The sequence below is a fragment of the Nitrosospira multiformis genome (assembly GCF_900103165.1).
Taxonomy (GTDB): domain Bacteria; phylum Pseudomonadota; class Gammaproteobacteria; order Burkholderiales; family Nitrosomonadaceae; genus Nitrosospira; species Nitrosospira multiformis_D.
Genome location: NZ_FNKY01000001.1, coordinates 2,232,449 through 2,252,280, shown reverse-complemented (window position 1 = coordinate 2,252,280; position 19,832 = coordinate 2,232,449). Strand labels below are relative to the sequence as shown.

Here is a 19,832-nt window from a genome sequence, read left to right as displayed (position 1 = left end):
GGTAGTCGGTATCCAGTTTCCGGGATCAGGCCGGAACGACGGAATTCGTGGGATCTCTCGCCGGATCAATGGAATTCGGAATTAAGATCGCGGGCTAGGAAGCCGATCTAGTTTCCGGCAACAGCGCATTCAAGTCGCTGAATAACTGCTCAAAGCGGGTAAGCGTCACTTTTAAATCCGCTCCAAACAGTTTTTTGACGATGTCGGATTGATGTTCCGTGAAATAGACGGCGGGCACGTAACGATCGAATTCCGGAGCCGTATTCAGAGCCGTTTCTGGCTGTGTCCGGAAACGCTCTGTCGTGTGAGTTACAATGCGTGATCCGGCGGGCAGGGCGGCGACGGCCTGTTTTCCCTTGAGACCGAAACTTGCGCCTACGATCTCCGCATAAAGCCCCGCGCCGAGCATGTCTTCAACATCCGCCTCGCGTTGACCGGCATACGCGCCCGCCGTGAAAATATGGCCATCACGCAGAATTTTCCAGCGGCGCAGGTCTTCGACCTTTTCATGGTCTGAAGCCAAGTCCGTCAGTATTGCCACCTGCAATCGATTACCCCCGAAAAGACTCATGAAAGCGCTAATTTTCTCGATACCACCGGCCGGGCAAATGGTCCAGCGCGGGTCGAGCGGAGTGCGCTTATGCGAGCGCAATACTTCCGACATGGCTCTCAAATAAAGCAGGTCGGACGGTCTGGTCACCAGCAGCGTATGCTCATTGGCGGAAAGGGCTTGGGTAATCTCGTAGGCCAGCGCATGCTGCAAGGGGAAGAGCGTGTCCGGGTCCGTACTGAGCACATCGCCGCCCACTTTGGTGCCTCGAACCTCAGGCGCTTCATCCTGATGATAAATCACCACGTCCTCCACGGTGCGGACGGAAGGAAGATCATCGGCCGGCACCATGAACGGTGAATGTGTCGTGTAAATGACTTGATGGTCAGGCGCCAGACGCTCCCTGAAGTATCGCAGCAGGTCGGCCTGCGCCTTACCGTGCAAACTCAGCCCCGGTTCATCCAGCAGTAGGATTATCTTCCTCTGGTTCCGCTTTTTCACCTGTGAGAACAGCGCGAGAAACGAGAAAAACCACACGAAACCCGTGCTGCGATCGTCGAATGGAACCGTCACGTCATGAAGCTTGTTTAAAATGCGTGTCCGGAAAATGCGACCGCTGCTGAAGGGAGACGGGTCGCCCGGCAGCGCATGGTCGAGCCGGAAAATCACCTTGAGGAATTTATTCTGGCTCCAATAACGGAACATCTCAGCCGAAATCTTGTTGGAGGCGCCTTCGAAGCGTGAAACCAGGCTCTCGAAATCCTGGATCGAGGCAACCTGCTCAACCGTTGTGGAGGCCATGTCACAGAGCGCGATGAACACCTGGTCGGAGGATTCAAGCGTATTGCTCGATTCCCTCTCCCGGATCTGCTCAAGGCTCACTTGACCTTGCATCCGCTGATACTGGGAGAACAGCATGAATTTCGGCAAATCCAGCAGCTGCACAATGCCCTGTGAAACCGAGCCTTCGGGAAAATCCCGCCCGATTCGATGAAGGCAATGTGTCCGCCCTGGTGATGTTTCATGAAGCGATTCCGTTTGCGCCTTCAGTTCCGCCACCGTGCGGACCGTACCGATCTGCGCCTTCTCATCATCATGAAAGCCGCTGGTATCGATAAGATGTTGAACGATCGCAGCTTCATCGAAGCTCACCGTCCAGCGGGTCCGGTTGCTGTAATCCTTCTGCACCACCACCTTGTCGCTCGCCAGTGCTCCAGCTCCAAACACATCGGTGATCGCTTGTTGCTCGGCTGGGTCGATGGCCCACCATGTCGTGACCACGGCCGCGTCTTCACCTTCGTGGCGTTCTTCGTAATCTGATAGATGGCGGCGCGGGTAGTCTTTCTGCCGGTCAAATCTGGCATCATCGAAGATTGGATTGAGGCGGTGGAGAGCCGTCAGCAGAGTAGTCTTGCCCGATTCATTCTTCCCGACGAAGCAAGTGATATGTTCATCAAAACTGAACTCATCAGAATCGTCAATGCTTCGGAAATTCTGAATTCGTGCACGCACCAGTTTCATGTAAGCTCCTCCACGTAAATGCCATTGTAGACATATACATGACGTTAGTCAGCAATGGATTTTTGGTTTACATTCTTCATTCGGAGAGAAATCGTGTCGCATATGCTTTCTGCCACGCGACCCCAATGGCGGTGATGACAAGAAGCAGATAAAGATTTTGTCTGAATATTACAAGCACATCCGTTAATCCGAAAAGAATGATGAAACACGTAAAGGCTGCCCCTGGAATGCCTAACTGGTATGCTTTCAGCGTTCGAAGCCAGCTCCATAAGAAGAAAGCATACGTCAGCATGCCAAGTGCGCCCATCTGCATTCCGATCTCGATCCAGTCGTTGTGGTAGTGATAGGTTTTGAGAAAATTCGGTAGATCCTTGTAAAGCCCTCCCTTGTAGGTCTCGACGGTCTTATCAAAGTAGGGAGCCGCCATCCCCGTGCCATGACCCAGTACCGGTCGTTCCCCAATCCCATACAGGCCGACGTCCCAGATGGCAAAGCGGTATCCGAGGCTGGAGTCATATTTTCCCTGCTTGGATAATTCAATATCGCTCCTGGCCTGAACGAGCCTTTGCTGGAAACTGTCGCTGCCGTATGCAAAAAATACCATCGCAACGAGTAATGCTGCCGTAGCAACGAGGAGTTTTTTGATTTCTTTTCTGTGCAGCAGGAAAAGCAAAAACACCGATGAAACGAGAGTGGCGATAAGTAGTGCACGTCCATTCTGGTTAAACTGCATAAACAGCAGAAAAACCGCCAGAAGCCATAACCAAGTTCTTGCTTTTTTACCGTTGCTGCTGCCTGCCAGATAAAGCGTCAATATGACCCCGATCCCGAGCATTGTGGAAAAGTCCAGGTAAGTTATTCCAAGAGGGGGAATACCCTGTGCGCCTATAACTATCCACTGGTATATGCCGATGAGGAGCACACCAAAATAACCGATAAGCGCGCCGCTAATCGCCCAAGACACTCGTGTTTTACTTAGAAGGGATAAGTAGGGAATAAAGATCAAATATGCAAAGTATCTATTCCACACCTTTAATCCAAGTTTAGGATATTCACTCCATAAAATTCCAAGCGCAAGCACCATGCACAGGGTAAGCATTGCCAATACAAGAGGTTCTTTAATCGTCTCCCTGATTCTGCCCAGGCCGCCGTCCAGGAGCCAGGCCAGAACCAGAAGATAATAGGCATAGAGGCTCAGCCCTCTGCTCCATAAGGCGATACCGAAAAAAAATAGTGCGGATATTGCCAGCACATCGCGCCAATCGAAAGTGCTTGGCGTCTGCCTGGGTGAGGCGACGGGGTTTTGGCGAATCCAATCTTCCGGACTGCGGGTTTCTGATTCAGAACTCATGTTTGCTTGAGATTCCCGTTATCATTTGGATTTTTAGCGGCACGTAAGCCTGGATCTCAAGGGAGATGCCGACGATGCAGATACCATACAGGGATGCCATATAATAATACGCATTGCGTAATATAGCCGTCTGTATGCTGCCGTACAGTGTTTGCCGAAATGAGCTGCTACCCGGCGGCTGCTTTAGCTTCGTTCGGATATCAGCACAAGTCTGCCATGCGTCAGGTGAGTGGATTGCGTTTCAGGTCAAATAGCCAAAATCGAGAACATCAATGTTTTCTCCAGAACTCCCGTATCCGCGCTGGGCAGGGTCATTCAGGAATGATTAATGGACTAGAATGACCACCGGCAAATGATAGGGGGGTGATAAACTGCGATAGAGATCATCCTCTCTGCCGCTTCTATTGCGCCCGCTTCCCAAGCGGAGTTATTTCATATTTTAAGGAAATACACCATGCTTAAGATGCTGCTTATCCGTATGTCCCTTGTTTTAACAGGGTTATTCCACACGCTCCCCGCAGCCGCGCATTATATCTGGATAGAACGGGATGAGATGAATCATGCGCGCCTTTATTTCGGTGAATACCAGGATCAGGAAAAAGAAGTCACCGGTGGCAGGCTGGATGAGATAAAAGGACCGCAGGCATGGCTGCTTGATGCGAACGGCAAGCGGCAGGAGCTGAAAGTGATCCGGAAGGGGAATCACTTTGATTTGGGGATGACCTCGAACCGCACATTCCCATTGATCGCCGAGGAGCTCGGTTACGAAGTCAAGGACTGGACCGAGCACGGTATTGGCATTGTAAAGCCGATGTTTTATACCCGCTTCAGTCCGCTGCTGCGGCGCTCAACGCCCAAGCCGGAACTTGTACTCGACATTCTGCCGGAGAGTGGATCGCCTAACGCATTCATCGTTTATTTACGGAACGCACCGCTCGCAAAAGCCAAGCTCATGGTCTACGCCCCAAATTTCTGGATGCAGGAGCGCCACACCGACGAAAATGGCAGGGTCAGCATCACCACGCCGTGGTCTGGCCAGTATGTTCTGGAGGTTATTCACCTGGAAAGGCAGCCAGGGGAATTTAAAGGGCAAAAATTTGAAGCATTTCGCCACCGCGCCACGCTGAACTTCAATATCCCGCAAGCACCCCATGACAAATAGAAAATCGTGACCAGCCGGGCATCGACGGTATTGATGATGTGTATTAATTTGGATCTAATCAGGCAGACAATGTCAGATTCGCACTAACGCTAAAGCCCAAGAGCAGACGGTGGTATCGTCTAATGTCTGTTTATTGGGGAAGCAATGAAGTGCTGCAACTCAAGCGTCAGTTTTGACAACCAGGTAAATGGTCCCAACCCGATTTTCCCCGATTAGATCCAGCCCTGTTCTTTGAACTTTACCTTTAAGATATTGGCGATTTCCGTGGCCATATCCTCGGCCCTGCCTTCGATTTTGCTGCTCCCAGTGGTCTCCCCGTACATTTTCATGCCCGTGCCAATGATGAGACCGGCTGGATTGCCTGTCGCAGCGAGGGCAGCAACCCCCATCGCTCCTCCCGGTGCTTTACCTCCAGTGGAATCTACACGGCCGGAACCCAGTTTTTGGAGTCCACTGTCTGTCATCAGATAGACCTCCGCCATTGCTTTTAACTCGGAAGCACCCGACCCCAAGCCGATTGAGACACGTTTGACAGTGCTGCCTTCTTCGATTGAAATGAGATAACCTCTGATCACAAGGTCGCCAACTTGTGGCGAAGTTTTGGTCGAAGCCTGCTGCGCTGGCAGTCCCATGGCACGAATTTTCGTGACCAGACCTGCTGCGATCTGGGCGCCCAGTCGACGTCCGGTAGCGGTCTGGTTCGCCGTTTGTGACGTACTATGTTCAAGATTTTGGCCGGCAAGAGGGGACTCGGCTGGCACATCGGCAGGGGTGGCTGCGAAGTTATATACGATGATGTGATCGGGCCGAGCTATCTTTCCACCCCGGTATTCCTGTCGTTCCTTGACGGTGCTTGACGCGCACCCAGCAATGGCGACTATAGCAAACAAACAAACCATGACGCGGCTTAACGGGTTCATAGAAATCTCCGGTGAAGGGAATAGCTCTATAACGACGGTTATAACTTATCTCATTTTATTTATAGCAGATATATTCTTGATAGCAACAAGTTCCAGTAACTCGAACCTGACAACCAGTGTCAGATCAAATCTTGACTACTACAGATGATAGGAGGATCTGGAGTTTGTGTTGGCGCAGCACTCCTGCGGTGCCGCTGGCACCGCAGGAGCGGCGGGCCGCCGCTGAGGCCCCTTGGCGCATCCCCGCATTTTCTGAAAATCCTCTGTCACGGTCGGCCTCACTCCTGCACAAGTAAGCGGACGCATCGGCTGATTTAGGGCACCGTACCGTATTGCCCCGTCCTGCTAGTACTTGAGTCCAATTGTCAATATCCGCCATGCTCGTAAGATGACCCATGGATAACCTGCCTAGGGCAGGTTCCAAACCCGGGGAGGAATCATGCGTAAAACGATTGGATGGGCAGCCTCATGGGCACTCTATTATCTGAGCGGCTATGTGGATCTCGCGAGGGCACGTTTCGGTGCATGGTGGCTTTCTTCCACATATTTCAGGCTGCTGAACGCGTCTGATGAGGCACAAACCTGGGGTGGCGGTGGCGGTACCTGGGTTCATGGCACGCCTGGCGAGAACGCATACTGGCCTTATTTGGACCCCGCCTATGATAAGAACAAGCGATTGAAAAATAATTATAAAAAAACATATAGAGCAGCAAGAAAAGTCTTGGGGCGTGCGAGAGGCCTGCGTAGATTTTTCTTGTAGTGACAGACAGCGCGCAGGTTTTTGGGGAGCACGCAGAATTCAGAAAAAATCGTACGATAAGCTTCAGTGAGCCCCCGTAGCGGCCAAACTTCCAGGGCTTATTATCTCCAATTCAGCGTACCGTTTAGGATAGTGCGATCCACCTTCAGCAACTCAGCAATGCCAAAAACAGTTTCCCGCCTTTTTCTGACCATCTTGGCAACATATAGACTTGGTCGACCTCTTGTTTTTTTCACCGTAAAAAATTAACATCCGGTACTAAATCGGGGATTTCGCAGCCTCCCCATTCAAGACGCTTGCGTCCAAGGCCTGCTCCAATCTTAGGGGATTGCCCCGCAGAGGAGAATCCATGGACGTCGGAAGTAACCATAGCAAGACCTCACAAATCCCGAAGTCCCCTACGCCCATCACGCTCGCACAAGCTGCCCTGTATTGGTTAAAGCTTGGATTCATCAGCTTTGGCGGCCCAGCTGGGCAAATCGCAATCATGCATCACGATTTGGTGGAAGAGAAACGCTGGATTTCGGAAAAGCGTTTCTTGCATGCATTGAATTACTGCATGATCCTGCCTGGGCCTGAAGCTCAGCAGCTCGCTACCTACATTGGCTGGCTATTGCATCGTACTTGGGGCGGAATCATAGCAGGCGGATTGTTTGTCCTGCCTTCATTTTTTATTCTGGTAGGGCTTGCATGGGTATATATGGCTTACGGCTCACTCCCAGCAGTGGCGGGCATGCTCTACGGCTTTAAGCCGGCGGTGGTTGCTATTGTCCTGTTCGCTGCTTATCGTATTGGCTCGCGGGTATTACGAAATCCCGTAACCTGGAGCATTGCTGCCGCCGCATTTTTTATGATCTTTGTTTTTAAACTGCCGTTCCCCGCTATCGTACTTGCGGCTGGTCTGATTGGTTTTGTGGGGAGAAACATCTTTCCTCAATACTTCAAGCCAGGCGGGGGACATGGCAGTGTTCAAAAAGAATTCGGTCCCGCTCTCATTGATGACGATACCCCCACGCCCGCCCATGCCTTGTTTAGTTGGGTAAAACTGGCTCGTATCACAGCTGTGGGGGTGGTTCTTTGGGTGGCTATGATAAGTGCGCTGACGTTCCGTTATGGATGGGACGGTACTTTCCCGCAGATCGGCTGGTTCTTCACCAAGGCGGCATTACTCACCTTCGGCGGAGCCTACGCAGTTCTGCCTTATGTTTATCAAGGCGCGGTGGAAAATTACCAATGGTTATCCCCGGTCCAGATGATTGATGGGCTTGCTCTGGGCGAGACCACTCCTGGTCCTCTCATCATGGTGGTCACTTTTGTGGGTTTTGTCGGCGGCTGGACCAAGGAAGTCTTTGGCCCTGATGCCATCTTTGCATCAGCCTTTGTTGCCTCTGCAATCGCCACTTTTTTTACTTTTCTACCCAGTTTTATTTTTATTTTGCTAGGAGGTCCCTTTATCGAAACCACACACGGCAATCTGAAGCTGACAGCACCCCTCACAGCCATTACTGCCGCAGTGGTAGGAGTGATCGTTAACCTTGCCCTGTTCTTCGCCTATCATGTATTCTGGCCTTCGGGCTTGGATCAGCCTGTGGACTGGCTTCCTGTTCTGATTACTGCTATAGCCCTGATTGCCTTATTTCGTTTTAAAGTAGGAGTCATACCCGTTATCCTGAGTTGCGGCATCCTGGGCATGGCATCGAACCTATTTCATTGAACATCTGGAAAACGCTAAGCCAGAAATTCCCGGAGAATGCAGGGATGCTATTGACGGAAATTAACTTGAAAATCCAAGACGGTTTTGACAGTTCTGGCTAAATCTTCTGCGCTGCCCTTGCCCCAATAATGTATAAACAAATAATGGGGCCGGTCATGTGTCATATGCTGGTGGATTGCAACAATGTTGATATCACCCGCCCGGAGGATTTTTAGAACAGGCTGCAGCTCGTCTTCGAGTACTGCGAAATCACCATCGACCACGGCCTGGGTATCAGAGCCAGCAAATGCCACCCAGGTATTTACTCCCATTTCCTTACCGACCTTTACGCCATGTACGGTAGCGTCACGGCCTATCGTGAACTTGAACATGCCGTTGTTCAGCTCTCCTTTCATGCCAAGGATTGTTTCTAATGGCCCTCCAGCAATCTTACTTTCCTGGACAATCGCTTTAGGAAACTCTGTCGCAGGGGCGGGTCTTGCTGTCCTGATTTCAGTCACTTTGTCATAAATTTTCCTGATGCCGGTGGCGAGTTGCGACGCAGTGCCTATACCGCCGATGTGCATGAAATACACTTTCGGTTGGTCAAAGAAAAAGTGGTTGTGCAGGGCCGTGATTTCCAGGCCGGCATCGAATGCAGCACTTATGGCCGGGTTTACTTCATCCTCGAACAGTACCGTGTCGCCCATCATCACGACTTGCCCATTTTGGGCAGGTGTAAACCCGGCCCAGGAAGTCAATCCCATGAAGGGCACCATCGTCCACTTATCGATTTGGATTTTGACGTCGGTACGCGGCTTGGAGACCTTGAAGACATTTTCTTCTTGAGATAACTTACCTTTGAGGCCTGTGATCTGTTCAATCTTGACAGCATCCACGGCCGGTGTGTCAGCTGCATGAGCGCTTGCCAAACCAAAGATCAGCGCAGTAGCCAGTATCGAATGTTGTAGGAAAAGAGAGTGCGGCATGCGGTACCTCCTTAGAGAGGGAAAATATCAGGCTATTCGCAGGCGGACAGTTGTGCGTTTCTGCCCGGCGATGGTGCCGTCATTCATTACAAGACGTCATACATTATCCTGCTGTGCCTGAACATTTCATGATCATCGGAAAATACTTTGGATAGTCCAAGTGGGAGACATATAGTCCTGCCGACCTGCTTGGCCAGTGGTGGGGAGAGGTAGCGGGCGCGATTCCGCACCTCGCCCCGATCCTGGATGGCCATCAACCCGCTTTCGATGAATAGCGCCAAGAAGCAACAAGCCACCTATGGCAACTAGCGAGAGCGTCGCAGGTGCAGGGACGGCAACGATAGGGCCAAGGGTGTCATAATAAGTGATATCCACGAACTGGATCTGGCTGCCCAAGCTCTCGATAGGCCCATCAAGCCAGATATCTGTCTGCGCAAGCGCGGCATTGGTCGCGGCATCAATATCGTATCGGACGACGGCGTTGGCAAGTGGTCGCTGGAACACGGTCTCCCCCAGTCGTGGCGCCACCCTCGTGTTGTTTACAAGGATCTGGGTTCCCGCCGGAGGAGCACCCCCCGCATTGGCCACACCCGTGGGGTTAAAAACGAAGTTGAACATGTAGTTATCCAGAAGGGTGGCCCTGCGATCACCGCGGCTCTGCTGATCAACGCCGGTTTCCAGGTAGAACAGGCCCTGCGCATCGTCTAATGCCAACGCGCGATGGGACTCAAGCGCTGGAAGTCCCTGAACCATGACTGCTTCCAGATTAGCGATGGCATCGAATCCTGTTGCAATGCGGCCCGCGCTGGCGACCACCCGGGTCGGTGCCTGAGCGTACCCACCGGTTACGAAGGGGCCATCCAGAAAAAATCCTTCTTTGCCGGCCAACGCGGGCAAGCCACTAAACGGGTTGTTATCCTGATCGACGAGGTGAAGCGATAGATCATCCCCGCGGTTGTCATTGAAATTCCCTGGGATGCCATCGACCGTGCCAAGGTCAAATATGCCGTTGTTGCCCTTGGTGCTCGCGGTGGCGCGATCTAGCTCTGGCGTCGAGCGGTCTGCAAGATTTGGATGGTCGAGCCCGAAGGCATGCCCCAATTCGTGCAGCAGGATCGATTCGAGATCATAGTTCTGCCCTCCCAACACCTTCACAGGGGTTCCGGCGGGAAAGCCATCGGGATTCGCAACAATGTTGTTCGCAGCCAGCGGGTTTCGATTGCTCCAAGTAGTAACCGCGTTGGCGAGCGCGGGCCGGTCGGTCACAGGGACGATGAATCCCGGTGCCGTGTTGAACGTGATATTGAGCGTACGTTGAGCGAAGGCCCCAGGAACAGGTGACGGCATCAGGGTCGCGTTCGTCCAGTGGACCGGGACTGGTATGAACCTCGGTCCAATCCTCGCCCCGAAATCCGGATTCACCATTCGCTGGTCGCTGAGAAAAGCGAATCCATACGCGTTGGGCATGGGCAGGAGCGCATTCGCCGTAGCGAACAGAGTTGCCACCGATACCAGGAACCTCGTCAAGGAACAGAACCGGCATGTTAAATGGGACAAGATGACGGTAAATCTATCACTGCCACACATGGTTGCTCCTCCTTCACGCCTATCAGTTAATCAAAAGACCCATGGCTCCGGATATTCATTAACATAGATCAAGTTTCGATCGTTTGCTATCGGCGTCTCTCAACGTGGCGATGGCGGAACCCGTTATCTAGCGGGTTGCCCGCCGGATTAAGGTGGATGCAGCCGCATAGGAGAAGTACGGCGAGCGCGAAACCGCCATTTCGATCACAGTAGCACCAACGAGGCGGGGTTCAGGCCTATTCCAGGGCTGTCCCCCACGCGGGGTCGAATTGTGACTTAAGAGATTTGGTATAAATGACACGTGGGATTACCCCCCGAACGGGAGATTTTAGGTTACTTCACCACGCAAATTTGCGCTTACGAACACCACACGGTTGCGTCCCTCTTTTTTAGCCTGGTAAAGTGCATCATCAGCGCGCCGAATGAGTTCATCGAAAAGTAAAGTTTCCTTGTCAGCCATTGCCACCCCCAGGCTTATCGAGGTTGGTATCAAGCCAAATTTAGTCGTTATCGGTTGATCGGCAATCCCTGATCGCACCCTCTCTGCTATCGTCAACGCATCAGTCGCATCGCATTCGGGCAACACAATTAGTAATTCTTCTCCGCCATAACCGCCAAAGGAATCATAAGGCCTGAGCATCTCCGTCACCCGCCGCGCCACCTCGCATAGCACCATGTCACCCGCCTGATGGGGTTGCACTTTGGGAATGTCCCAGGCAGGCACCCAACCGGGACGCGGGGGTATGATTCTAAGCATCTTGACGGTGATTTTGAGTGTGTAGTTTTGGGATCTGTTGCATGGCTGACTACTCCCGCTGATTTAATAGTCTTGATATTTTCAAGTATATTTTTCATTTTATATCAGAAAAATTGTATAAGGCGTGGACAGCAATGGAACCAAAAACCAATATATTCTGGACGTGAAGTACGATTGACTCTATTGTGATGGAAATGGCGGCTGTGGCATGACCATTGGGTCTACCCTTTATTTGGAGGAAAGTTGCTGCAAAGCGTCAGGCGGGTCCCTATTTCACCGCTTGTCCGATCATAGAATAACTATTAGCCTTCAGAATCGTTTAATCTGTACTTGCCCACTCGCATTTTCGTCTCGATTCTTCAAGTCGGATATGCTGCTGAATATCCATTTAGATGGTTTTCCGGGCCTGCTGTGTGCCGGGTGAAACATCTGTTTATGCGAGAATGATCAACCGAAGGAGATGACGTGAAATTCAATTCAATTATATTATTACCAAATATTGTTAAAGTATTTTCGATTTTATTTATGGCGAGTTTGCTATGGATGGGATGGATAACCGGTGCGCCCGACGCGCGGGCCGGCGTAACATCAACCGGGATAACCCTTACACCCGTCACGTCGCAGGTTCTTCCGGATGATCCCAAAACTACTCTGACAACAGTTGTAGTGAACCTCGCACCCGAGGCTAAAACCGGCAGCCATCGCCATGGAGGCATGGTGTTTGTCTATGTGCTCGAGGGTACGGTTCGTTCGCAGCTTAACAGCGGCGAAATAATCGAATTTCATCCCGGACAAAGTTGGAGTGAACCACCCGGAACGGTGCACTCGTTCATGGAGAATCCCAGTCGGACCGTACCAGCGCGCCTTCTAGCCACGCTTATCACCCCGACGGGCGAGCAACTAACCACCTACGACTAGAAACGTGCCGGCTTAAGAAACCGAAGTGAAAAATGGCTGGGTAGTATAGATTTGGAGGGTTCTCAACGACCATCCCCTGACCCATAACCTGGCGGGCACTGCGCAGGACAACAACTGGACCTAAACCTGCAACCAGCCGTAGGAAGTGACCGACCATGCCTGGAGCAACAATATCTACCAGTGGAGCGGCTCTGCCAACAGTAGGGGTAAAATTCGTGTGTCCTGCCGACCTGGAATAGTCGGTCGATCAGAAATCCTTGTAGCACTGCAGATGGGTGGCGCTGCAGGTTTCCAGCCGATAAAATCATGAAACAGAAACCTTCTTAGACTCAATGCCTTGCACAAACCCTTCTAGGCTGGGCAGGGTTTTCCAAGCGCCAGTTATTGCACTAAAAACGAGGGGATCCCGATATAAAGTTACCCATCAACTGGATTCTCTGGCGTATCGAGTATCAGTTGGTAAAAGCTGAGATTAAGCCAACGTCCAAATTTGAATGCCGCATGTTTGATGGTTCCTGCATGAACGAAGCCGAGCTTGGTATGCATATAAATACTTGCCATGTTTGACTCGTCGATTCCCCCAATGAGAACATGATAACCTTGACTCCTTGCATTTTCGATCATGTTATTCATTATTAGCAGGCCGAAACCTTTTTCACGTTGATCCTTACGAACGTAAACAGAATGTTCCACGGAATATTTGTATGCTGGCCATTCTCGAAAGGTTCCGTAGCTTCCGAACCCTAACAGCTCGCCGCCCTCATCCTCTAGTCCTATTACTGGAAAATTTCCCTCTTGTTTTGCTCTGAACCAGGAAACCATACTTTCAGGTGTACGCGGCTTATATTCGTAGAGTGCCGTTGAATTAAGAATTTCATCGTTAAATATATCCAGAATTTTATCCGCATGTTTCTGGTAGCTACACAAAATGATCTTAATAATCTTTTTCTCCTGAGAACGGTAGCGGCCTTTTCAGGCTTCCTACCACCATTAATTAGAACAACCCGCACTTTAACTTAATTGTTGGCAAGCAGATCCAAACCGCCCCAAAAAATTAGCGAGTAATTTAAGCACCTCCGCCACCATACAGTCTAGATCTTAAGTGTAACGGCTCGCATTTGAAAACGGCCAGGCTTGCATTTACCTGCATTCAAGCGGGTCGGCCTACATTCCATTGAGGCCGACCAGGAATAATTAAGTGCCAGCGCTCAGCGGTAATGTTCCGGTGACCGGTAGATGGCATATGCCCCCTTTATTTTTATCTACCGTTGCATGTCTCCTTGAAATCATGCACAATAAATCCAATTTAATTGGAATATTAACAAGGAGCCGACCATGCAAAGCATGACCATAGAGCAGCTACGCGCTGCAAGTAATGCCGGCGGCGTGTCAGGCGTGACCTTGAAGGGGCAGGGCGGGGTGTTTCTTGTCCAGATTGCCACCCGCAGCGGTTCCGGTGCCGTGCTGTCGAAGGCACGCGGCACCGAGCCGCGCCGCTTCGGCAATCCGCTGGCCGCGTTGAAGGTGTTGCGTGATATTGGCATCACGGTAGGCAAGTTCGACGCGAGCGAATACGACCCCGCGGACAAGGAACCGGACGCAGGCAACCGGGGCAGGGCAGACGCCATGCGTGAAGCGCACGAAGCCGCCGCCTATAACCAGTGGCTGGCTGCCGAGATTCAGGCATCTATTGACGACCCCCGGCCGAGCATTCCGCACGATGAAGTCATGGCGCGGATGGATGCCCGGATTGCTCGACACAAGGCGGCAGGACGGAAGCGCGCATAAACCAGCAGTTACAGCAGCATGAGGTGGCCGACTGACTTATGACGAAGGCAAAAACCCCTTATCGCATCGTCTGGCGACCGATAGCTGAGGCCGACCTAGACAGCATCATTGACTACATTGCCCAGGACAATCCGACCAAAGCGGAGGCGTTCGGCCAAGAGCTGCGCGACAAAACTTTGCCGCTTGCGCAGCATCCCAAGCTCGGCCGTACTGGCAGGCCCGGCCTGCCGGCCCTCCTGCGCGAGCTAGTCGCCCATCGGAACTACATCGTTTTTTACCGCGTGCTAGATGAGGCGCGCACCGTCGAAATTTTGAGAGTGAAGCACACGGCTCAACAAATGCCTTGATTACCAGCCCCGGCGTGCGAGCGCTGTTTCCAGGAGTGGCAAAGACGAATGCGGAGCAGAGCTTGGACCTACCGCCCGGCCAAGTCGGGTCACCATAATGAGACGCTTTTTGTGTCTCAATAGGATTTTTTGTTATTTTCGGTATGATATTGTCTGAGGCTCTAAAGGCTAACGAGACGGATTCTGATCCATGGCGCTTCACGGATATGCGCGTGTTTCGACCAGCGATCAAGACTTCGCGCTGCGGGAACAAGCGCTGCGCGTCGCCGGGTGCGAAGTGGTCTGGGCCGAGAAAGTGAGTGGAGCCGGCCGGGAGGGCCGGACTGAACTTCAGATTCTGCTGGATTTCCTGAGTCCTGAAGATACGCTGGTCGTCACGCAGATCGACCGCCTTGCGCGCAGCATCAAAGATCATGTCCACGCTGAAAAAGCAAGGGGTCACCCTCAAGGCGACAGAGTAACCTATCGATACACGCAGTGTGGCATCATGGGCTTTAGTGGAAGGCAACCGAAGCAAACAGAAAGCCGCTTAAAATAGCTCAGTCGGCCTTTCGCCGGGCCTGAGTACCAATTTTCTTGACAGACGTAACGTTTTTCGTTACGCTTATTATGCTACTTAGTTTTAAAGATAAAGAAACGGAAGAGTTCTGGCTTACAGGTAAAAGCCGAAAACTTCCATCGGCTCTTAAAATAAGAGCCTATGCCCGCCTTCAGACGCTACATGCCGCCGGAGATATCAAGGATCTTCTCGTTCCTCCCGGCAATCAGTTGGAAAAACTGAAAGGGGAGCGGAGGGCTGAGCATAGTATCCGTATAAATAAACAATGGCGCATTTGTTTTATCTGGAAAGATGGTGATGCGCACGATGTAAAAATCGAAGACTATCACTAGGAGCTAGGTAATGACCGCAAAAGACAACCGCAGGAACCTGATTTCTCATCCTGGCGAGATACTCAAGGATGAGTTTCTTGAGCCATTTGGTATTAGCGTATACGCCCTGGCAAATGCCATAGGTGTTCCCCGCACACGCTTGAACGACATTGTATTAGCACGACGCGGCGTTTCCGCTGATACGGCCCTGCGCCTGGCCCACTTTTTTGACATGACGCCCAATTACTGGCTGAATCTCCAAACGCACTATGACCTTGTTATGGCTGAGACTGAGCCTAAAAATACGCTGGCCAAGGTTCTGACCTTGAAAGATATCAAGAAAGAGGCGATCCATGCGTAATACCTTACCGAGCTGACCCCGTGTCGTTGCCAGCTTTGCGCACCGTCAGTTATTGCACTAAAAATGGGGGAGCCCCGATAGGGCGGTGAAATATCGCCAGCCAGACGTTTTTGCAGCCGGTTTCCTTCAAGTCGAAAGGCCGCCGAAGCATTCCGGAATACCCCGGTTTTGCCAGCAATGTGCTCCATGGAAGACCCGCTCAGAGATTGACTGATCACCAATTCAGTCAAATTATCGTGTGTTGGGGGCCTGAAACGCTCCCTGTCAGCGAAAGGGAATGACCGTTCGCTCAATACTTACCTTCGTTGTCAGAAGCCTGGCTTCGACAGTGCGCGCAAGTTCATCTATCAGCCCCGCCGACGCGCCCTGGCCATCCTTCCGCGCGACACCCGCGATCGACTGAAGGTCCGAATGTAAACGTACGGGGTCGATCTGCCACCCTAGAGCGGTAACGAGCGCTCTCAAGGCATCGGTATACGCTTCAAGAACCTGGGCATCAGCACGCGTCAAGGTTGTCATGGTTGCCTCCATAAATGTGAATGAGAATCAATCCTATCTCAACCATGATGGACTGTAAAGGCCTGGATTCAAATATCGAAGGGGAAATTGGCAGATTTCATCCTGACGGTACTGCGACAATATTTCGGATATGCGGCGCAGGTTGATTGATGACCGGCAGTATCGCTATCATTGCGCATGATTAAGTAAAAGTCGGAAGTTAATGAATGCAATTGACCGCTCGTTTTTCAGTGTAGCGCTATGATCTACGTATATGTTCCGCGTCATTTGGATTTTGCCTTTCCGGTGGATCAGCATAATAGGGCGGACTGCATGTTTTTACGACGTATGGCCACGTTGCTGGCAATACCTTGCCTCATCTCCCGGAAAAACGCGTACTTCACCCCATTCAACTACCTGATTCAGGTTTGAAGACCCCCATACCAGATGGTTGCCGGGTAGTGAGCCTGGTTACTTTGGCGTTTGCATCCGGCTTCTCCTCAGCCCAGTCTCCCTCACAGCAAAGTCCTCAGGCTGTGGCGGCTTCATCCTCGAACACCACGCCCACGCTCAACCCGGTTGTCGTCACGGGTACCCGCGTTGACCAGTCGAGCTTTCTACTGCCCATGTCCATTGACGTGGTGGAAGCGCCTGTCATCCGGGACGGGCGGCCTCTTGTCAATCTTTCGGAGGCATTGACCCGTATTCCCGGCCTGGTAATTCTGAATAGACAGAACTACGCCCAGGATCTGCAAATATCCAGCCGCGGCTTCGGTGCACGCTCCACTTTTGGAATTCGTGGCATACGGATGATCGTCGATGACATTCCCGCCACCATGCCGGACGGCCAGGGCCAGGCGGCCACCATCAATCTGGGATCGATCCAGCGCATCGAAGTGTTGAGAGGGCCTTTTTCCGCTATTTATGGCAATGCCCCAGGCGGCGTGATACAGGCGTTCACCGAGGATGGCCCGCCGGGCACAGTGTTATCCGCCATGTTTCTGGGAGGCAGCTATGGCACCACTCGCGGAGAGCTCAAGCTTGGCGGTACGCTCGGCGGAACGGAGGCAACCGGAACAGGTCCGTTCAATTACGTGGTGGATATTTCCCGTTTCGAGACGCATGGCTATCGCGATCACAGTGCAGCTACCCGTTACCAGGCAAACGCAAAGCTGACCTATCGGTTCGCTCATGACGCCACGCTTACACTGGTGACCAACGAACTGCACCAGGGCAACACACAGGACCCGCTTGGCCTGACGCGCGTCCAGATGAGCGCTGATCCACGCCAGGCGGACGCAAGCGCCACCACTTTCAATACCCGTAAAAGTATCGACAATACGCAGGGCGGCCTGGTTTATGAACATAGACTTTCTCCCTCGAACACGATCAAGCTGATCGGCTATGCGGGAACACGGGAGATTCTGCAATTTCTCGCCATACCGCGTGGCGCGCAGATTCCGGTTACCAGTTCCGGAGGCGTGGTCGATCTGGATCGCCAATTTGGCGGGCTGGGTTTGCGATGGACGCATCGCACCAGCGGCCCACGGCCGTTAACGCTGACGGCGGGGATCGACTACGATAGCTCTAAGGAAAGGCGAAAAGGTTTCGAAAACTTCATCGGTGCAACATTGGGCGTGCGCGGCGATCTGCGCCGCAACGAGAACAACACGGTCACCAGTTTCGGCCAGTATGTGCAGGCCGAGTGGCAATTCGTGCCATCCTGGATTCTCTCCGCCGGGGTACGCCATACGGAGGTGAAATTCAAATCCGAGGATTTCTACACGCGTACGGGCAACCCCGATGACAGCGGCGGCATCACTTTCCAGAATGTGAATCCGGTGCTGGGGCTGTTGTACAAGGCGACATCCAGCCTCAACCTGTATGTCAGCACCGGCAGCGGTTTCGAAACGCCCACCTTCGCTGAACTCGCCTATCGGCCGGACGGCGCCAGCGGCCTTAATTTTGCGCTGCGGCCAAGCCGGAGTCTTAACGTGGAAGCGGGACTCAAGTGGCTGCCTGCGAACAACACGCGCATCAATCTTGCGCTTTTCCAGGCTTTCGTTACCGGTGAAATCCTGCCTGCCACGAATTCCGGCGGCCGGGCCACCTTCCAGAACGCGGCCGATACGACACGGCGCGGCGTGGAACTCTCGCTTGATTCACGTTTCGGGCCAGATCTTTCCGCATTTCTATCCTACACTTATCTCGATGCAATTTTCCAGGATGCCTATACTTATCGCCCGACCGCGGCGCCGCGTACGGTAACTGTGGCTGAAGGCAATTTTCTGCCTGGCGTGCCACGCAACACGGCTTATGCGGAGTTAACCTGGCGGCGTGGCCAACCAGGTTTTTCAGCGGCGGTAGAGGCGATCTACCGGGGCAAAATCTTTGTCAACGATACCAATACCGAAGCCGCGAAGCAGTATGCGATGGCAAATATTCGCGTCGCCTATTCGCATCAATTCCGTGGTTGGAAGTTCACTGAATTCGTTCGCATGGATAATATCGCCAATACAAAATACAGTGGATCGGTGATCATCAATGAAGGCAATGGCCGCTTTTATGAGCCCGCGCCGGGGCGTAATTATATGGTGGGGGTAAGCGCGACTTACACCTTCTAAGATAGTGCGCGATCATTGATAGCACTATTAGGGGTCACCTCAAGAACCGGAAATTTACGTAGGCTAAGCTTTTGGTAACGCCGATTTGACTGGCCACAAAGGACGGAACCCACCTCGTGCGGCCCGCCTGTTGGCGTGCCAAACGTAGTCGCCAGTCAGATTGATGTGCTCCCAGCCTAGAGGCGGGACGTGCGGTAATAGCGTTTCGTCGATGGTTTCGTGCTGGCGTGAAGTATCGTTGCACAAACGGCCGTTTGCGCAATTGCACCAAGACTCGCAACATGTGGAACTGAATGCGCGGTTGGGTAATCAAAACAGACGAATCGAAGGAACGTCATGATGCTTAAGCTCTACGGTTTTTCCAAGGTCAACGCTTACGCACGCGGGCACACCCGCGACCTGCGCGTGCTGTGGGCGCTCGAAGAGATGCAACTGCCTTTCGAGTTGGTCGGCATGGACCACCCCGCACACGACCTGACCACAGACGCCTATCGCCGGCTGAGCCCTTTCGAACAGATTCCGGCGATCGATGATGACGGGTTGGTGCTGTCCGAATCCGCCGCCATCGTCGTCTACCTGGCGAAAAAGTCCGGCCGCTTGATTCCCGGCGACCACGCGGGCGAGGCGCAGGTAATACGCTGGTGTTTTACCGCGATGAACTCGGTGGAACCGCCGCTGCTTAGTCTGATGGTGCACGACTGGACAGCCGATGGGAGTTGCAGCAAGCCCCGCGATTTCCTGATCGGCTGGATCAATCGGGTGTTGACGAACCTTGAGCGCTGGTTCGCCGACCGCGACTTCGTCGCAACAAAAGATTTCACGGTCGCCGACATCCTGATGGCGCACGTGCTGCTCTCGGGCATCAAGAACGAGGGATTAATCGTGCCGTATCCGCGAGTCGCGTCGTATCGAGATCGGTGCCTGGCCCGACCCGCGTGGAAGCGCACCATCGCGGCGTACGGCGCAAGGGTCGAGGCGGGATAGATCGTCAAATTCGGCCACGGCGCGCATAAAGTCCCTTCCCCTCAAAGCCCCTACTTGCTGTGCTGCGTCCTCAGCGTGCGTAAATTTCCATTTCTTGAAGCGACCTCTATTAGTATGGAGTATTGCTAAGCAATACTCCTAGATGGGATGGC

At 52.6% G+C, this 19,832-nt stretch carries 19 protein-coding genes; 11 read left to right on the top strand and 8 right to left on the bottom strand.

Translation table 11 applies throughout. The annotated features are described in order from the left end of the window. Nucleotides 1-94: 94 nt before the first annotated feature. Nucleotides 95-2,071 carry an ATP-dependent nuclease gene (locus BLR00_RS10075; RefSeq protein ID WP_074632225.1) on the bottom strand — a complete coding sequence of 659 codons (1,977 nt, stop codon included), beginning with the start codon at nt 2,069-2,071 and terminating at the stop codon, nt 95-97. Nucleotides 2,072-2,147: 76 nt separating this feature from the next. Continuing rightward, nucleotides 2,148-3,422, bottom strand: a complete 1,275-nt coding sequence (locus BLR00_RS10070) for an O-antigen ligase family protein (RefSeq protein WP_074632224.1) — start codon at nt 3,420-3,422, stop codon at nt 2,148-2,150. 454 nt (nt 3,423-3,876) lie between these two features. Here BLR00_RS10070 and BLR00_RS10065 point away from each other — a divergent pair, with 454 nt between their 5' ends. Next, the gene (locus BLR00_RS10065) at nt 3,877-4,584 is read left to right on the top strand and encodes a hypothetical protein (protein WP_074632223.1); all 708 of its coding nucleotides are present in this window, start codon (nt 3,877-3,879) and stop codon (nt 4,582-4,584) included. Between the two features lie 212 nt (nt 4,585-4,796). Here the strand turns inward: BLR00_RS10065 and BLR00_RS10060 are convergent, their stop codons facing one another. Beyond that, on the bottom strand, nt 4,797-5,504 hold the full coding sequence (locus BLR00_RS10060) for a DUF4410 domain-containing protein (protein ID WP_107797587.1): 708 nt from the start codon (nt 5,502-5,504) through the stop codon (nt 4,797-4,799). A gap of 439 nt (nt 5,505-5,943) precedes the next feature. Here BLR00_RS10060 and BLR00_RS10055 point away from each other — a divergent pair, with 439 nt between their 5' ends. Further along, nucleotides 5,944-6,264, top strand: a complete 321-nt coding sequence (locus tag BLR00_RS10055) for a hypothetical protein (protein ID WP_074632221.1) — start codon at nt 5,944-5,946, stop codon at nt 6,262-6,264. 349 nt (nt 6,265-6,613) lie between these two features. Beyond that, complete coding sequence (gene chrA, locus BLR00_RS10050) at nt 6,614-7,978, top strand: chromate efflux transporter (protein ID WP_074632220.1); 1,365 nt, start codon at nt 6,614-6,616, stop codon at nt 7,976-7,978. Nucleotides 7,979-8,025: 47 nt separating this feature from the next. Here chrA and BLR00_RS10045 read toward each other — a convergent pair whose 3' ends face one another. The 3 genes from BLR00_RS10045 to BLR00_RS10035 all read right to left on the bottom strand — a co-directional run bounded on the left by BLR00_RS10045 (nt 8,026) and on the right by BLR00_RS10035 (nt 11,290). Then, nucleotides 8,026-8,946, bottom strand: a complete 921-nt coding sequence (locus BLR00_RS10045) for a DUF1259 domain-containing protein (protein ID WP_074632219.1) — start codon at nt 8,944-8,946, stop codon at nt 8,026-8,028. Nucleotides 8,947-9,078: 132 nt separating this feature from the next. Next, nucleotides 9,079-10,473 (bottom strand): zinc metalloprotease, encoded by a 1,395-nt coding sequence (locus BLR00_RS10040; RefSeq protein ID WP_146159990.1) that lies wholly within the window; start codon nt 10,471-10,473, stop codon nt 9,079-9,081. A gap of 388 nt (nt 10,474-10,861) precedes the next feature. Beyond that, nucleotides 10,862-11,290 carry a GGDEF domain-containing protein gene (locus tag BLR00_RS10035; RefSeq protein ID WP_074632217.1) on the bottom strand — a complete coding sequence of 143 codons (429 nt, stop codon included), beginning with the start codon at nt 11,288-11,290 and terminating at the stop codon, nt 10,862-10,864. 525 nt (nt 11,291-11,815) lie between these two features. Between BLR00_RS10035 and BLR00_RS10030 the strand changes: the two genes are divergently transcribed. Then, on the top strand, nt 11,816-12,208 hold the full coding sequence (locus tag BLR00_RS10030) for a cupin domain-containing protein (protein ID WP_143007642.1): 393 nt from the start codon (nt 11,816-11,818) through the stop codon (nt 12,206-12,208). 417 nt (nt 12,209-12,625) lie between these two features. Here the strand turns inward: BLR00_RS10030 and BLR00_RS10025 are convergent, their stop codons facing one another. Next, nucleotides 12,626-13,135 carry a GNAT family N-acetyltransferase gene (locus tag BLR00_RS10025; protein ID WP_256324107.1) on the bottom strand — a complete coding sequence of 170 codons (510 nt, stop codon included), beginning with the start codon at nt 13,133-13,135 and terminating at the stop codon, nt 12,626-12,628. 408 nt (nt 13,136-13,543) lie between these two features. Between BLR00_RS10025 and relB the strand changes: the two genes are divergently transcribed. From relB to BLR00_RS10000, 5 genes are all read left to right on the top strand, one after another. Next, a complete protein-coding gene (relB, locus tag BLR00_RS10020) occupies nt 13,544-13,996 on the top strand; it encodes a type II toxin-antitoxin system RelB family antitoxin (RefSeq protein WP_074632214.1) in 453 nt (150 codons plus the stop codon). Between the two features lie 38 nt (nt 13,997-14,034). After that, entirely contained in the window at nt 14,035-14,343 is a 309-nt protein-coding gene (locus BLR00_RS10015; protein WP_074632213.1) for a type II toxin-antitoxin system RelE/ParE family toxin, read from the top strand. A gap of 190 nt (nt 14,344-14,533) precedes the next feature. Beyond that, nucleotides 14,534-14,881, top strand: coding sequence for a recombinase family protein (locus tag BLR00_RS10010; protein WP_256324106.1), 348 nt, complete (start codon nt 14,534-14,536; stop codon nt 14,879-14,881). A gap of 38 nt (nt 14,882-14,919) precedes the next feature. After that, nucleotides 14,920-15,234 (top strand): type II toxin-antitoxin system RelE/ParE family toxin, encoded by a 315-nt coding sequence (locus BLR00_RS10005; RefSeq protein ID WP_256324105.1) that lies wholly within the window; start codon nt 14,920-14,922, stop codon nt 15,232-15,234. 10 nt (nt 15,235-15,244) lie between these two features. Next, the gene (locus tag BLR00_RS10000) at nt 15,245-15,574 is read left to right on the top strand and encodes a HigA family addiction module antitoxin (RefSeq protein WP_074632212.1); all 330 of its coding nucleotides are present in this window, start codon (nt 15,245-15,247) and stop codon (nt 15,572-15,574) included. Between the two features lie 264 nt (nt 15,575-15,838). On the opposite strand, the gene BLR00_RS09995 is transcribed toward BLR00_RS10000, so the two are convergent. Then, complete coding sequence (locus BLR00_RS09995; RefSeq protein ID WP_074632211.1) at nt 15,839-16,093, bottom strand: hypothetical protein; 255 nt, start codon at nt 16,091-16,093, stop codon at nt 15,839-15,841. Between the two features lie 407 nt (nt 16,094-16,500). Here BLR00_RS09995 and BLR00_RS09990 point away from each other — a divergent pair, with 407 nt between their 5' ends. Both BLR00_RS09990 and BLR00_RS09985 read left to right on the top strand, forming a co-directional pair. After that, nucleotides 16,501-18,696, top strand: coding sequence for a TonB-dependent receptor family protein (locus BLR00_RS09990; RefSeq protein ID WP_081346718.1), 2,196 nt, complete (start codon nt 16,501-16,503; stop codon nt 18,694-18,696). 336 nt (nt 18,697-19,032) lie between these two features. Continuing rightward, nucleotides 19,033-19,680 (top strand): glutathione S-transferase family protein, encoded by a 648-nt coding sequence (locus BLR00_RS09985; RefSeq protein WP_218124323.1) that lies wholly within the window; start codon nt 19,033-19,035, stop codon nt 19,678-19,680. The last annotated feature ends 152 nt before the right edge of the window (nt 19,681-19,832 follow it).